This window comes from Pseudomonas sp. FW305-20, from assembly GCF_058788075.1.
Genome location: NZ_JBYTAJ010000009.1, coordinates 41,631 through 56,622, shown reverse-complemented (window position 1 = coordinate 56,622; position 14,992 = coordinate 41,631). Strand labels below are relative to the sequence as shown.

Here is a 14,992-nt window from a genome sequence, read left to right as displayed (position 1 = left end):
GATTCAAATACGCAACCAATCCTTTGTGGGAGCGAGCCTGCTCGCGATAGCGGTCTGACATTCAACATTGATGTTGGCTGACAGTCCCTCATCGCGAGCAGGCTCGCTCCCACATTGGATCTCCATCAGATCCCCGAATGGGGATCTACCGTGTTACGGCATGTTGATGATGACTTCTTCCTGCCACTTCTGCGGAAGGGCTTTGGAGGTCTTTTCCCATGCATCGGCGTCTTTGATCGGCGTGACCTTTTTGTACTGCTCGTTAGGCAGCAACTGGGCCTGAACCTCGGGCGGCAGAGTCAGATGCTCGGCGCGGATCGGACGGGCGTTGCCGCGCGCCAGATTGATCTGGCCGGCGTCGCTGAAAATGTATTCGCGGGTCAGCTTGGCGGCATTCGGGTGCTTGGCGTACTTGTTGATGATGGTGGTGTAACCAGAGATCACCGAGCCATCGGAGGGAATCAGCACGGTGTAGTCATCCGGGTTGGCCATTTTGGCCTTGTAGCTCAGACCGTTGAAGTCCCAGACCACGCCGACTTCGATTTCACCCTTTTCCATGGTGGCAATTGTCGGGTTGGCCATCGACAGGCGGCCTTGCTTGGCGATATCGGAAAACAGATCCAGCGCCGGCTGGAGGTTTTTCTCATTGCCACCATTGGCGAGCGCGGCAGCCAGAACACCGTTGGCGGCTTGGGCCGCGGTGCTCACATCACCGATGGAAACCTTGTATTTGCCGTCCTTGAGGTCAGCCCATTTGGTCGGAGCGTCGGAACCGTGCAGCAGCTTTTTGTTGACGATGAACGCGATGGTGCCGGTGTAGGCGAGCGCCCAGTTGCCGTCCTTATCCTTGGCCCAGCTCGGGATCTGATCCCAGGTGCTTGGCTTGTAAGGTTGCACAACGCCTTGCTTCACCGCGATCGGACCGAACGCGGCACCGACATCACCGATATCGGCAGTGGCATTGTCTTTTTCAGCGGCGAACTTGGCGATTTCCTGGGCCGAGCTCATATCGGTGTCGATGTGTTTCAGGCCGTAGTTCTTGGCCAGGTCATCCCAGGTGCCTTTCCAGTTGGCCCAGTTGTCGGGCATGCCGACGCTGTTGACCTCACCTTCCGCTTTCGCCGCGGCTTCGAGGGTTTTCAAATCGCTATCAGCCGCCATCGCGGCGGTACACATGGCAATGGTCGAGCCTAACAGTGAGGCCAGGAAAAGCTGTTTCATCCGAAGCTCCTTTGGGCGTTTTCAACGCTGCGATTGCGGTTGTGTTGGTCTAGGTCAGCAATACCTGAGCCAATTTAGGCGCCTCGGATGACATTTTGATGTCGACGACCGGTCGGCCTATATTTTTCAAGTTGCAAAGCTCAGGCTTCGGAGTAAGCGTAGACCATGGCTAATAGGCTGATATAAAAGGACTTGGCCGTGAAATTGCAGGCGTTTGGAGCAACCGTTCGGCGGCTTTGTCATCTGTCAGTCATGAGCAGTGCCTAGGCTTGTCGGGAATTGAGGGAACCGATTTGAATCGCGGTTCCGCCCCGGAACAGTGCTGGTCTAGTCCAGATAGGTAACGTTGATGCGCATCGAGACAACCAAAGCGGTGACAGCCATCGGGCAGGTTCTGCAAGAACAGCTCGACCATGGCCTGTTGGCGCCCGGGAGCAAACTGCCGGCCGAGCGCAAGCTCAGTGAGTTGTTCGCAACCACGCGGATCACCGTGCGTGAAGCGTTGTTGCAACTGGAAGCCCAGGGGCAGATTTATCGGGAGGAGCGCCGTGGCTGGTTCGTATCGCCACCGCGCCTGGCCTATAACCTGATGCAGCGCAGTCACTTTCACGCAATGGTCAGTGCACAGGGGCGGGTGCCGTCCACCGAGGTGATTTCCGCGCGGTTGCAACCGGCGTCGGCGGCGGTCTGTGCCTGGTTGCAGCTGCCGGCGTTGTCCAGCGTGATTCAGATTTGCCGGGCGCGGCGGATAGATGGGCGGCTGGTGTTGTATGTGGAGCACTATTTGAATCCGCAGTTTTTTCCGGGGATTCTGGATTTCGATCTGAATCAGTCGATTACCGAGCTGTATGCCCGGCATTACGACTTGCACTATGGGCGGGTGCGTTTCGAGATTGTGCCGACGGCGTTGTCGGTGGATGCGGCGGCGGCTTTACGGGTGTCGGTGGGGAGCCCGGGGTTGCGCATCGCTCGGGTCAATTACGATCAGCATGAACGGTTGATCGATTGTGATCTGGAGTTTTGGCGGCACGATGCGATTCATGTCGGGGTTGATGTGGTCTGAGCCTGGCCGCCACAGGCCTCGGTTCTGTCATTACCCGAATCGGTAAATGTCCATGCCCAGGGCGCCCATGGTGAATCCCTTGTGACTCACGCTGAATGTCCCTCCCGCGCCGCGCGCAAAGTACAACGGCAACAGATGTTCATCGCTGGGATGGTTGCGCACGGCATTCGGTGCTTGCTGACGGTAATCGTGCAACGCGGGTTCGTCGTTGGCAGCGAGTTTTTCGATCATCCAGTCACGAAATGCCTGGGCCCAGGGTTCGACGCTTTCCGGGCCGGCGTGCCAGTCCAGTTCGTGCAGGTTGTGGGTGATGCTCCCGGAACCAATCAGCAACACGCCATGTTCGCGCAGGCTGGCCAGGGCATGACCGACACGGGTCTGCAGGGCCGGGCCGCCGCGGGTGGGTAGCGAAACTTGCACCACGGGGATGTCGGCTTGTGGATACATCAATGACAAGGGCACCCAGACCCCATGGTCGAACGGCCGTTCGGCGTCGATGCGAGCGGGCAGGCCATTGCTTTTCAGCAGTTCGACAACCTCTGCGGCCAATTTTGGATTGCCGGGTGCCGGGTATTGCACGTTGAACAACGCCTGCGGAAAACCGCCGAAGTCATGCCAGGTTTCAGGCTGGGGATTGCCGCTGACGAGCAACTCATTGCTTTCCCAATGCGCAGAAACAATGACGATGGCCTCGGGTTTCGGCAATTCTGCCGCCAGGCGAGCAAGAGCGGGCCCGCTGGCGCCCGGTTCCAGTGCCAACATGGGCGAGCCATGGGATATGTAAAGGCTGGGGAACATGAATGCGCTCCTGAGGGGTAAGATGGCATCATCTTCAGTCAGATCATTGATCTAAATCTAATATAAGTTTTAGAGTCTTTTGATCGAATTTTCGGGATTAATTATGCAGCCGGAGTTTTGGCACAAGCGGTGGACGTCGAATCAGATCGGCTTTCACCTGCCGGAAGTGAATCCATATCTGCAGCGGTACTGGCCGCAGCTGGGCCTGGAAGAGGGCGCGCGCGTACTGGTGCCGTTATGTGGGAAAAGCCTGGATCTGCTGTGGCTGGCGAAATGCGGGCATGAGGTGCTGGGCATCGAATTGTCGGAAAAAGCGGTGGAAGACTTTTTCCATGAGCATCAATTTGATCCGGACGTCAGCGATCAAGGCCCCTTCACGGTCTATCGGGCGGGCTCGATCGAGATCTGGTGTGGTGATTTCTTCGCGTTGACGGCCGGCGACGTTGCCGATTGCAGCGCGCTGTACGACCGCGCTGCGTTGATCGCCTTGCCACCGAAGATGCGCGAGCAATATGCCGAGCATCTGAAGCGGATTATGCCGAAGGATTCGCTGGGGCTGCTGATTACCCTGGATTACGACCAGGCACAAATGGAGGGACCGCCCTTTGCCGTGCTGGATGACGAAGTGCAGCGGTTGTTCGGTGCGTCGTGGGAGTTAAAGATTCTGGAAGATCAGGACGTTCTGGGCGAAAGCTGGAAGTTCCTGGAAAAGGGTGTTACGCGGCTTGAAGAGCGGGTTTATCGGGTTTCCAGCCGATAGATTGGTGTTGTTTGTACCGGCCTCATCGCGAGCAGGCTCGCTCCCACAGTTGACCGAGCTGTCTAGATAGACGCGGTCTAATGTGGGAGTGAGCCTGCTCGCGATGGGGCCCGAATGAACACTGCAAAAATCAGCAGACAAAAAAAGGCCCGCATTCAATGCGGGCCTTTTTTTGTTAGTGCGAAGCCTCTCAGCCCCGACGACGCAACGCGTCAATACGCTCTTCCAGCGGCGGGTGGCTCATGAACATGCGGGCGAACCCTTGTTTGAGGCCACCGTTGATGCCGAAAGCCGTCAGGGTGTCCGGCATGTGCACCGGTAGCCCCTGTTCGGCCCGCAGGCGTTGCAGGGCGCCGATCATTGCGGCGGTGCCGGCCAGGCGTGCACCGGCTTCGTCTGCACGGAATTCGCGTTTACGCGAGAACCACATGACGATGGCGCTGGCCAGAATGCCCAGGACCAGCTCGGCGAAGATGGTCGCCACGTAATAGGCGATGCCTTGGCCTTCTTCGTTCTTGAAGATCACCTTGTCGACAAAGTTGCCGATGATCCGTGCGAAGAACATCACGAAGGTGTTCACCACGCCCTGGACCAATGCCAGGGTGACCATGTCGCCATTGGCGACGTGGCCGATTTCGTGGGCCAGAACGGCCTTCACTTCATCAGGCGAGAAGCGTTCGAGCAGCCCTTGGCTGACCGCGACCAACGCATCGTTCTTGTTCCAGCCGGTGGCAAAGGCGTTCGCCTCGTAGGCCGGGAAAATACCGACTTCGGGCATCTTGATCCCGGCTTCCCGGGACAATTGCTCGACGGTTTGCAGCAGCCATTGCTCGTGACGTGTGCGCGGCTGGCTGATGATTTGGGTGCTGGTGCTCATCTTCGCCATCCACTTGGAGATGAACAGCGAGAACAGCGAACCGGCGAAACCAAAGACCGCACAGAAAATCAGCAGCTGATTGAGGTTGAGATCAACCCCGTTGGCCGCCATGAACCCGTTGAAGCCGAAAAGGCTCAGGGTGATGCTGGCAATCAGCACGACCGCCAGGTTAGTGGCCAAAAACAGCAGGATGCGCATCATGGTTGTAGAAATCTCCTCATGCTAAAGATGTAGCGTACTGCGGGGTATATAAGGTGCTGACCCGGGCTATTCAACCGGGTGACTATTTCAAACTGTGTCCTACGGCAACAGTCTAGCTGTTTGAAGGGCATTTCCGACATCGATGCAGGAAGTGTTTGTCAGCCAATTAACGTCGTAAGCCCCGCCGTTGTTAGGCGCGAGCGCGCAACGAGGCATCGGTCAGCGATTGAAGAAGTGATGTTCGGCAGGGTGCAAAGAAATGTTGCTGAATCAATCACCGTGCGACATGCGCAAGCGTCGCACGGTGACAGGCAGGTTACTGGCGATAGGACTTGAGGAAGTTGCCGATACGTCCGATGGCCATGTCCAGCTCGTCCACGCGCGGCAGGGTCACCACACGGAAGTGGTCCGGCCAAGGCCAGTTGAAGGCCGTGCCTTGTACCACCAGCAGCTTCTCCGACAGCAGCAGGTCGAGCACGAATTTCTCGTCGTTATGGATCGGGCAGACTTTCGGGTCGATCCTTGGGAACGCATACAGCGCGCCCATTGGCTTGACGCAGCTCACGCCGGGAATATCGTTGAGCAGCTCCCAAGTGCGATTGCGCTGTTCCAACAATCGTCCGTTGGGTAATACCAGATCATTGATGCTCTGGTAGCCGCCGAGGGCGGTCTGGATCGCGTGCTGGCTCGGTACGTTGGCACACAGGCGCATGTTGGCCAGCATGTCGATACCTTCGATGTAGCTCTGGGCATGGTGTTTCGGGCCGGAAATGGCGATCCAGCCGGAACGGAAACCCGCGACGCGATAGGACTTGGACAGACCGTTGAAGGTCAGGCACAGCAAGTCTGGCGCCAGGGACGCCGTGCAGATGTGCACGGCATCGTCGTACAGAATCTTGTCGTAGATCTCGTCGGAAAAAACTACCAGGTTGTGCTGACGGGCCAGTTCCAGCATGCCCAACAGGACTTCTTTCGAATACACCGCGCCGGTCGGGTTGTTCGGATTGATGATCACCAGTGCCTTGGTGTTCGGGGTGATCTTGGCCTTGATGTCGGCCAGATCCGGCCACCAGTTGGCCTGCTCGTCGCACAGGTAATGCACCGGGTTGCCGCCCGACAGGCTCACCGCGGCAGTCCACAGCGGGTAGTCCGGGGCCGGCACCAGCACTTCATCGCCGTTGTTGAGCAGGGCCTGCAGCGACATCACGATCAGCTCGGAAACGCCGTTGCCCAAATAGATGTCTTCAATGCCGACGCCTTCTACCTGCTTTTGCTGGTAGTACTGCATCACGGCCTTGCGGGCGCTGAACAGACCTTTGGAATCGCTGTAGCCCTGAGCCGTCGGCAGATTGCGGATGACGTCCTGGAGGATTTCATCCGGCGCTTCGAAACCAAAAGGCGCCGGGTTGCCGATGTTCAGCTTGAGGATGCGATGGCCTTCCTCTTCCAGGCGTTTGGCGTGCTTGAGCACTGGGCCGCGAATGTCGTAGCAGACGTTGGCGAGCTTGTTCGATTTGCTGACCTGCATGGCGATGTGTTCCCGAAAATGAACGATCCAGGCGGCGTATGAACGACCGTGCTGGGAATCCTGCGTATTCACACAGGCCTGACGCCTTGAGAGGCAGCATCCATAAATCCGTTTGAATGCGCGTGGTCTGGCTGCCAGACTGGCGTTTGACGAGGCGCAATCATACGTGCCGCCCGATCCGTGGAAAAGGTTCAGATCGGGCTTTTTCAGCTGCTGAGGTGTGATGATGGAAAAGTTGGAAAAAACCCAGGAAGAATGGCGGGCGATGCTCGATCCGGAGCAGTACAACGTTTGCCGCCTCAAGGGCACCGAGCGGCCGTTCTCCGGCAAGTACAACGACACCAAAACTGACGGTGTCTACCACTGCATCTGCTGCAACGAGCCGCTGTTCGATTCCAAGACCAAATTTGATTCCGGCTGCGGCTGGCCGAGCTTTTATGCACCGATCGGCGACAGCGCCATGGTCGAGATCCGTGACGTCAGCCACGGCATGATCCGCACCGAAGTGGTCTGCGCCAAATGCGATGCGCACCTGGGGCACGTGTTCCCGGACGGCCCGCCGCCGACCGGCCTGCGTTATTGCATCAACTCGGTGTGCCTGGACCTGGCACCGCGCGCGTAATGCGAGCCCTGTGGGAGCCGAGCTTGCTCGCGATGGCGATCAAAAGGACGCCATCGCAGGCAAGCCGTGCTCCTACAGTCAATCGGCAATTGATTTATTAAATTGCACACAATTCAATTGCTCGCTATGTTTGCCTCATCTTCCCTCATTCAGAGTCCGAACCATGAGCGACAACCTGCTGAGCATCCCTTGCACCACCATCAAGGGTGAGCAAAAGACCCTGGCCGATTTCGCCGGCAAGGCCGTGCTGGTGGTCAACACCGCGAGCAAATGCGGTTTCACCCCCCAGTACAAAGGTCTTGAAGAGTTGTGGCAGACCTACAAGGATCAAGGTCTGGTGGTGCTGGGTTTTCCGTGTAACCAGTTCGGCAAGCAAGAGCCGGGCAACGAAGGGGCGATTTCCGAGTTCTGCGAGTTGAACTTCGGCGTCAGTTTCCCGCTGTTCAAAAAGATTGAAGTCAATGGCGCCGGTGCCCATCCGCTGTTCGTTCAACTGAAAAAGCGCGCGCCGGGTGTGCTGGGTTCCCAAGGCATCAAGTGGAACTTCACCAAGTTTCTGATTGGCAAGGATGGCCAACTGGTCAAGCGCTTCGCCCCCGCGACCAAGCCGCAGGACCTGAGCCGCGAGATCGAAGCCCTGCTCAAATGAACACCTTGTCAGTCGATTCCCTGAAGCTTGACAGTCAACTGTGCTTCAAGCTGTACGCCGCTTCCCGGGCGGTGATCCGCGCCTACAAGCCGATGCTCGATCAGCTCGGCCTGACCTACCCGCAATACCTGGCGATGCTGGTGTTGTGGGAATGGCAGGACGCAGCGCCAGAGCAGCCGACGGTCAAGGCGTTGGGCGAACGTCTGGCGCTGGATTCCGGCACGCTGACGCCGTTGCTCAAGCGTCTTGAGCAACTGCAACTGGTTCAGCGGCAGCGCTCGGTGCGGGACGAGCGGGAAGTACACTTGAGCCTGTCGCCAACCGGCAAGGCTTTGCGCGATCAGGTCGGGCCGCTCAAGGCCCGTCTGTTATGCGACAGCGGTGTCGATCTGGATCGCTTGAATGATCTGCGCGACGGCCTTGATCACCTGTTGAGGCAAATCAAAGTACTGTCGTAGTCGGAATCCATAAATCCAGCAGGGCAGCCAGCTCTTCCCGGCGGAAGGGTTTTGCCAGGTAATCGCTCATGCCAGCCGCACGGCAGCGTTCGCGCTCCTCGGACATGGCGTTGGCGGTCAGGGCGACGATGGGCAGCTGTGGCCAGCGTCCGCTGCGACGGATTTGCCGACTGGCCTCGTAGCCGTCCATCACCGGCATGTTGCAGTCCATCAGCACCAGATCGAATTCGCTCTGCTCCAGCTGATCCAGCGCCTCACCACCGTGACCGGCGACAATCACCTCGCAACCGAGTTTTCCGAGCATCCCCTTGGCCACCAGTTGGTTGACCGGATTGTCCTCCACCAACAGCACGCGCCCGCGTCGTTGTGGGGAGAGGACGTCGAGCCGGGCACCGTTGATCGTGCTGAGTTCCGGCTGCAGGGTTCGCCTTAGCGTCTGGTATAGCGCGTTGCGTGCCAGAGGTCGCGCCTGTTGCTGTAAGGGGGCGAGGGCGAGAGCTTCTTCGCTGGGCATGAAACTGCCGTACGCGGTGACCAGCAGAATGGGGGCTGTACACGAAGGACGCAGGCCAAACAGACATTCGGGGCAATCGGTAATCAGCACATCCGGGTTCACACCCAGCAACGAGTCATCGATGGAACGCTGCTCATAGTCGAGCCCCCAGCCAGGCAAAACACTGTTCAACAGTTCGGCCAGACCGCTGCTGGCGGCGGTGATTGCGATGACCTTGCCCCGTAAAGAGGCCGGGGGAAGGGCGCGGGTGTGGCTGGGTAGCGGCAGATCGGCACAGAACTGACTGCCGAAGCCTGCTTCCGAGCTGATGGTGAGGCGCCCTTGCATGGCTTCGCAGAGGTTGTAGGTCAGCGCCAGACCCAGCCCGGTCCCGCCGAATTGCCGGGTAATGCCGGCGCCGGCCTGCGTGAAGGGCTGGAAGATCTTGACCTGGGCATCCTGGGCGATACCGATGCCGGTGTCGCAGACTTCGATTCTGACGCCGTCCTCGAATGTCGACAGGCGCACATCGACCCGACCGAAACGGGTGAATTTGAGGGCGTTGGACAACAGGTTGCTGACGATCTGTCGGACTCGCGTCGGATCCCCAAGCACCAGGGCCGGAAATTGCGGGTCGATCAGGCAGCTCAGCTCGACGCTCGGCGCGGCGTTTTGCGATAGCAGGTTGGCGGTGTCTTCGATCAGCGAGCCAAGATCGAACGGAATATGTTCGAGCTCCAGTTGGCCGGCATCGAACTTCGACAGATCGAGAATATCGTTGAGCAGTTCCACCAGCACTTTGCCTGAGTCATGGGCGATGGACAGCTGTTGCTGTTGCTCGGCATTGAGCGGTCCGTCCAGGGAAAGCGCGATCATCCCCAACAGGCCATTGAGCGGCGTGCGGATCTCGTGGCTCATGTTGGCCAGGAACACCGAGCGCGCTTCGGCCATGTCCAGGGCGGTGCTGCGGGCGACTTCCAGTTCCTCGTTGGATTGGCTGAGCCGCGAGTTGATCGCCTTGAGTTCCGCAGTGCGGGCCGAGACGATGTTCTCCAGTTGCCCGAGGTAGTCGGTCAGGCGGTTTTCCGCGTTGCGTCGCTGCTGGATTTCGGTGGCGATGTTTTCGAATTGTTGATTGGCCACCTTGACCAGTACACCGATTTCATCGTTTTCATGGTCCGTCGGACACTCCAGCGACGTTGACTCCGCGCTGCGCGGGTCGCGACTGCTGAGTTCACGGATGACTCGCACCAACGGCTTGGTCAGCATCACGTAGAACAGCGCCAGCAGGATGCCAGTCAGCAGCAGGCTGCGCGCGAAGCCATTGAGCAGGGTCACCTCGGCCCGACGCAGAAAGCGGTTGCCGAATGAATAGGTGTCGACGTCCAGTCGCAGGATGCCGAGGGATTCGGTCGGCAAGTGATCCAGGTAGAGACGGTCTTCGAACTGCCGATTGGCGCCGAACAGGAAGTCGCTGATCACCCGATAGCCGCTTTGCACCCCCGGGCGTTTGACGTTGGCCAGCACGGTACTGTTGTTGTCGATCAATTGTGCGCCGATGATCGCCGGCGAGCGCAACAGGCCCAGGGTCAGTTCCTGAGCGAGTTCGGCGTCGATGTTGTAGGCAATGCGGGACGCGGGGTTATGGCTGATTTCCAGCAACGACAGGATTTCGCGGTTGATGGAGGCGTCTTCACTGGCATAATCGATGCCTATTTGCAGCAGGCTGAGCAGCGTGCCCAGAATGAAACCGACCAGCACAGTCAGCCTGGCTTGCTTGTAGGACAGCCGGTTGGTGAACTTGATATCCATGGGGTGTTGAACCACTTCCGTTTCCCTTCGCTGCTCAAGCATAGTCGATCATGCATGGATACCGATGTTCTCGTGAGCCCTTGTGCAGAGGGATGAACCGGACACCGGATGTTGTGTTTCGTCGCTGTATCACCATCATTACTGTGAACGTGCCCGAGGAGAAGACGTGGATTCCCGATTAAATGCTTTTCTTGAACGCGCCGATGCCGTTCTGGCCCGTATCGAACCGCTGCTGCCAGCACCTCGGCAAACCATCGACTGGACTCACTGCCTGGCCGCGCGCTGGCAACGTGAGGGCCGCAGCGGTTTTCTGTTGCCGCTGCAAGTCAGCCTCGACACACGTTTGACCGACCTGGTCGGTGTCGACCGTCAAGTGGAGCAACTGGGGCGTAATACCCTACAGTTCCTCGACGGCATGCCGGCCAACCACGCGCTGCTCTGGGGTTCGCGTGGAACCGGTAAATCGTCGCTGGTTCGCGCCTTGCTGGCCGAACACGCCGAAGCCGGTTTGCGCTTGATCGAAATCGAGCGCGATCACCTGGCGGACTTGCCGCGTATTGTCGAACAGATCGCCAAGTTGCCCCAGCGTTTCGTGCTGTTCTGCGATGATCTGTCGTTCGAGTCGGGCGAGGGCGATTACCGCGTGCTCAAAAGCGTGCTCGACGGCTCTCTCGAACAGGCGCCGGATAACGTTTTGCTGTACGCCACGTCCAACCGTCGCCATCTGGTGCCGGAAAAGGAAAGCGATAACGAAAACTGGAAACGCGTTGACGGCGAACTCCATCCCAGTGAGGCGGTGGAAGACAAGATTGCGCTGTCGGATCGTTTCGGATTGTGGCTGTCGTTCTATCCGTTTACCCAGGAGCACTTCCTCAACGTCGTCGAACACTGGATCGGTCAACTGGCCGACAAGGCGGGCCTCAAGTGGCAGCGGGACGAAGAACTGGACATCCTCGCGGTACGTTGGGCCACGGGCCGCGGTAATCGCAACGGACGTTGCGCGTATCAATTTGCCCGCTATTGGGTCGGGCTGAAGCTGTTGGAGCACAAGGCATGATCGATTTACAAAAGAGCGGCCAGGGCCTCGAAGGCTACGGCATGCTGTGGGCGCAATTGGAGTCATTGCTGGCGGACGAACGGGATTTCATCGCCAACGCCGCGCAGTTCTCGGCGTTCCTGTTCAACCAGCTCGATGACCTGAACTGGGCCGGGTTCTACCTCAATCGCAACGAAGAGCTGGTGCTTGGCCCGTTTCAGGGACAGATCGCCTGCGTGCGGATTCCGTTCGGCCGTGGCGTGTGCGGAGCGGCAGCGGCTACCTTGCAGACCCAATTGGTCGAGGATGTGCATGCGTTTCCCGGGCACATCGCTTGCGACAGTGCGTCGAACAGCGAGCTGGTGGTGCCACTGGTCAAGGACGGTCGATTGATTGGCGTGCTGGACCTCGATAGCCCGAAACTGGCGCGTTTTACCGTTGAAGATCAGGCTGGTATCGAGCAATTGGCGGCGATTTTCCTGCGCCTGACCGACTGCTGATCATGCCAGGCCTGCTTTGACCAGCAGGCTTGCCGGATCAACCGCATCGATCTGTTGGGGATCGAGGAAACGATCGGCGTACTCCAAGTAGATTTGCGCGTTGATGAACAGCCCGAACAACTCGGGATCGATGTGAGAATCCCGGCACATGGTGGCCATGATGCCCAGCGCTTCGCTCAGGGACTTGGCTTTCTTGTAGGGGCGATCGGCGGCGGTCAGGGCTTCGAAAATATCGGCAATCGCCATCATCCGCGCCGGCAGGCTCATTTCTTCGCGCTTCAACTGTTTGGGATACCCCGTGCCGTCCATTTTCTCGTGGTGGCCACCGGCGATCTCCGCGACATTGGTGAGGTGGCCGGGGAAGGGCAGGTGGCTGAGCATCAGAATCGTCTGCACCATGTGGTGATTGATGATGTAACGCTCCTCGCGGGTCAGGGTGCCTCGGGCAACGCTCAGGTTGTAGAGCTCGCCCCGGTTGTACTTGTAGCGCGGCACATCGAGCTTGAACCCCCAGGGATTGTCCTCTGGAATCAACTCGGCTTCGGGGCGTTCGAACAGGTGCTCGGGTTTGTCCGCCAGCAATGGCTCGCTGACCGGCAGTGCCGGTGCCGGGGTCCGTGCCTGACGTCGATTCTCTTCCCAGGAAACGCCCAGCCGGTCATCCAGGGTTCGGGTCCAGCTGCGTTGGGCAATGCTGCGCAGGCGTTGCTGGTCGGACTCGGCCATTGCCTCGCTGCCCAGGTTGCAGCGGGCAACGAACGCGAAATCATCGTCCAGCCCCGCCAGCGTGGCGTTGCGCAGTTCGGCCAGGTGCTGCTCGTTACCGCCCAGGGCCATGGCTTGCCAATAGCTGATCCAGGCATCGCGCTTGAGCACTTCGAAACGGGTGCGGATTTCGTGAATACGGTCGTTGAGGGTTTCCAGCTTCGTGGCTTTATCGACCACATATTCCGGGGTGGTGACCTTGCCGCAGTCGTGCAACCAGGCGGCGATGTGCAGCGCTTCCCATTCATCTTCGTTGGGTTGATAGCCACTGAAGGCGGGGGCCTGGCTGGCAGCGGCGGCTTGGGCGAGCATCAGGGTCAGCGCCGGTACTCGCTGGCAGTGACCGCCGGTATAGGGGCTTTTGGCGTCAATCGCCCCCGCCAGAAGTTGAATGAAGGAATCCAGCAGTTGTTTTTGTTTGGCTTGCAGACGCTGACTTTCAATACTGACGGCGGCCGCGCCTGACACAGCCTGGAGGAACGCGATGCGGTCCGGACGAAGTTTCTCCAGATCGCTCTGGTTGCCGCTATCGGCCAATAGCAGGACCAGCAGGCCCACGGTTTCGTTATGACGATTGTGCAGTCGAATGCCGATCAGGTGGACGCGGGGACACTCCAGCTCATGCAACACCTTTTGCAAATCCCCGGCCTGTTCGAAACCAAGCGTGGTGACGATGTTGTCGGCCTTCGACAGCTGTTGTAGCCATGCCGGGCTTTGCGGCGCCTGGGAGTCGTGTGCTCGAAGATGAAATGGCGGCAATGCCCGTGAGGAACCGTTGAGGACCAGGCCATGGGGCTCCATTCGATCGCCATCACTTTCGCGCAGGTAGATCAGGCCGGCCTGGGCCTGGCCGATTTTCACGGTTTCAAACAACACCCGTTCCAGCAAGGGGGTGAAGCGAGTCTCGGCGCTCAGGCTGTCGGTGATCCGGAAAAAACTCGCCAGGGTGTCTTTCATGCGCGTCATCGACACGCTCAGTTGGTCGACTTCGAGCACGGGAGAGCGACGGGAGGCCGGAAAGTTGAAGTCGAAACTGCGCACCGCATCGGCCTCCTGCACCAGCGCGCGCAAGGGTTTGACCAGGATTCGTGAGGTCAGCCAGCCCAGCGGCAGGCACAGCAACAGCGTGGCCAGGGTAATCAGCGCGCCTTGCCAGCGCATGCGGTAGGCATCGACCAGCAATTCATCTTCCGGCACCAGCAGCGCCAGTTGCAGCCCCTGAGGGCCGCCCTCCTGCATGCGGCTGCGGGCAACGATCCATTGACGACCGGCGACATCCAGGCGATTACCTGCGGAGGGATTGTTGAGCAATACACCGAGGCTGGGGCTCAGGTCGGCGGCTTTGATCAGGCGGGCAGTCTGATCGTCGATGATCAGTTTGCTGCTGTCGGGATACGCGATGGCATTTCCTTCTGCATCGAACAGCACGATTTCGGTACTGGGGGTCACGACATGTTTGGCCAGGGTTGCGGAGAGTGCCGCCAGGGTCAGGTCGGCACCCATGACCGCCTGTTCGCCACTGCGCCGGGCCAGGGTAGTGCCGACATTGCGGGTGGAGAAAAAGAGATAGGGTTCGGTGGTGATCTGATTGCTGTCGCTACGGGCATTGGCATACCAGGCACGGGTTCGCGGATCGTAGGATTCGTCGGGGTTGTCCTGGCGGCTGATGAGGGCCAGATCCTGATCGAAAAACAATGATTGGGAGCGGACCTGGCCGCTGTTGCCTGTTCGCTCAATGCTCCACACCTGATAAGCCGCCGTGTCCGGTGCCTTGAGGAGCGTTTTCAACTCGGGGGTTCGCAAGGGCCGAACCATGAAGAAATCGCCATTGCCATAGCCAAGGTACAACGAGGCCAGGTCGGGGTTGTCCTTGAGCGACTGGCTGAAGGGTTTGAGCAGCGCCAGGCGTTGCGCAAGGTCAGGTGCCTGGGTCGCCGGGTATTGCGCCAGCAGGGACAGCAGATGGCGAATCGGTTCATAAGTGGCGTGCAGGTCGAGACGGACATCCTGCTCGATGCGGTTGAAGAGTTTCTCACTGCTGGAAAGGATGATCTGCGTGGTTTGCTGGTAGTTGAAAAGGCCCAGCACCACGCCAGTCAGCAACAGCAGGAATGTGAACATCACACTGATATGGACGTGCAGGGGAAACCGACGTTGATCCGGGCGCAGTGGGCTGGGCATTGCAGGTCTCTCCATGATGGTTAACACA

General features: G+C 59.0%; 13 protein-coding genes. 7 read left to right on the top strand and 6 right to left on the bottom strand.

Annotated features, from left to right (window positions below; genetic code table 11):
* Nucleotides 1-153 precede the first annotated feature (153 nt).
* A complete protein-coding gene (locus tag AC3WP4_RS10265) occupies nt 154-1,221 on the bottom strand; it encodes an ABC transporter substrate-binding protein (RefSeq protein ID WP_074878835.1) in 1,068 nt (355 codons plus the stop codon).
* A 349-nt stretch (nt 1,222-1,570) separates the two neighbouring features.
* Here AC3WP4_RS10265 and AC3WP4_RS10260 point away from each other — a divergent pair, with 349 nt between their 5' ends.
* Nucleotides 1,571-2,284 (top strand): UTRA domain-containing protein, encoded by a 714-nt coding sequence (locus tag AC3WP4_RS10260; protein WP_074878833.1) that lies wholly within the window; start codon nt 1,571-1,573, stop codon nt 2,282-2,284.
* A 30-nt stretch (nt 2,285-2,314) separates the two neighbouring features.
* On the opposite strand, the gene AC3WP4_RS10255 is transcribed toward AC3WP4_RS10260, so the two are convergent.
* A complete protein-coding gene (locus AC3WP4_RS10255; RefSeq protein WP_102614799.1) occupies nt 2,315-3,082 on the bottom strand; it encodes a DODA-type extradiol aromatic ring-opening family dioxygenase in 768 nt (255 codons plus the stop codon).
* Between the two features lie 103 nt (nt 3,083-3,185).
* Between AC3WP4_RS10255 and AC3WP4_RS10250 the strand changes: the two genes are divergently transcribed.
* A complete protein-coding gene (locus tag AC3WP4_RS10250; protein WP_074878830.1) occupies nt 3,186-3,842 on the top strand; it encodes a thiopurine S-methyltransferase in 657 nt (218 codons plus the stop codon).
* Nucleotides 3,843-4,032: 190 nt separating this feature from the next.
* On the opposite strand, the gene htpX is transcribed toward AC3WP4_RS10250, so the two are convergent.
* Nucleotides 4,033-4,920, bottom strand: a complete 888-nt coding sequence (gene htpX, locus AC3WP4_RS10245) for a protease HtpX (protein WP_074878828.1) — start codon at nt 4,918-4,920, stop codon at nt 4,033-4,035.
* Between the two features lie 316 nt (nt 4,921-5,236).
* Nucleotides 5,237-6,448, bottom strand: coding sequence for a pyridoxal phosphate-dependent aminotransferase (locus AC3WP4_RS10240; protein WP_008145866.1), 1,212 nt, complete (start codon nt 6,446-6,448; stop codon nt 5,237-5,239).
* A 226-nt stretch (nt 6,449-6,674) separates the two neighbouring features.
* Between AC3WP4_RS10240 and msrB the strand changes: the two genes are divergently transcribed.
* The 3 genes from msrB (at nt 6,675) to AC3WP4_RS10225 (ending at nt 8,177) form a co-directional block, all read left to right on the top strand.
* Nucleotides 6,675-7,070, top strand: a complete 396-nt coding sequence (gene msrB, locus AC3WP4_RS10235) for a peptide-methionine (R)-S-oxide reductase MsrB (protein ID WP_074878827.1) — start codon at nt 6,675-6,677, stop codon at nt 7,068-7,070.
* A 163-nt stretch (nt 7,071-7,233) separates the two neighbouring features.
* Entirely contained in the window at nt 7,234-7,719 is a 486-nt protein-coding gene (locus AC3WP4_RS10230) for a glutathione peroxidase (RefSeq protein WP_074878825.1), read from the top strand.
* Nucleotides 7,716-8,177, top strand: a complete 462-nt coding sequence (locus AC3WP4_RS10225; RefSeq protein WP_074878823.1) for a MarR family winged helix-turn-helix transcriptional regulator — start codon at nt 7,716-7,718, stop codon at nt 8,175-8,177. Before AC3WP4_RS10230 ends, AC3WP4_RS10225 begins: the two co-directional genes overlap by 4 nt.
* Here AC3WP4_RS10225 and AC3WP4_RS10220 read toward each other — a convergent pair.
* Nucleotides 8,161-10,482 (bottom strand): hybrid sensor histidine kinase/response regulator, encoded by a 2,322-nt coding sequence (locus AC3WP4_RS10220; RefSeq protein WP_102614798.1) that lies wholly within the window; start codon nt 10,480-10,482, stop codon nt 8,161-8,163. The two genes, AC3WP4_RS10225 and AC3WP4_RS10220, sit on opposite strands and share 17 nt — an antisense overlap.
* A gap of 166 nt (nt 10,483-10,648) precedes the next feature.
* Here AC3WP4_RS10220 and AC3WP4_RS10215 point away from each other — a divergent pair, with 166 nt between their 5' ends.
* Both AC3WP4_RS10215 and AC3WP4_RS10210 read left to right on the top strand, forming a co-directional pair.
* A complete protein-coding gene (locus AC3WP4_RS10215; protein WP_074878819.1) occupies nt 10,649-11,539 on the top strand; it encodes an ATP-binding protein in 891 nt (296 codons plus the stop codon).
* A complete protein-coding gene (locus tag AC3WP4_RS10210) occupies nt 11,536-12,018 on the top strand; it encodes a GAF domain-containing protein (RefSeq protein ID WP_074878818.1) in 483 nt (160 codons plus the stop codon). The genes AC3WP4_RS10215 and AC3WP4_RS10210 overlap by 4 nt, the downstream gene beginning before the upstream one ends.
* Here the strand turns inward: AC3WP4_RS10210 and AC3WP4_RS10205 are convergent, their stop codons facing one another.
* The gene (locus AC3WP4_RS10205) at nt 12,019-14,964 is read right to left on the bottom strand and encodes an HD domain-containing phosphohydrolase (protein ID WP_102614797.1); all 2,946 of its coding nucleotides are present in this window, start codon (nt 14,962-14,964) and stop codon (nt 12,019-12,021) included.
* Nucleotides 14,965-14,992 lie beyond the last annotated feature (28 nt).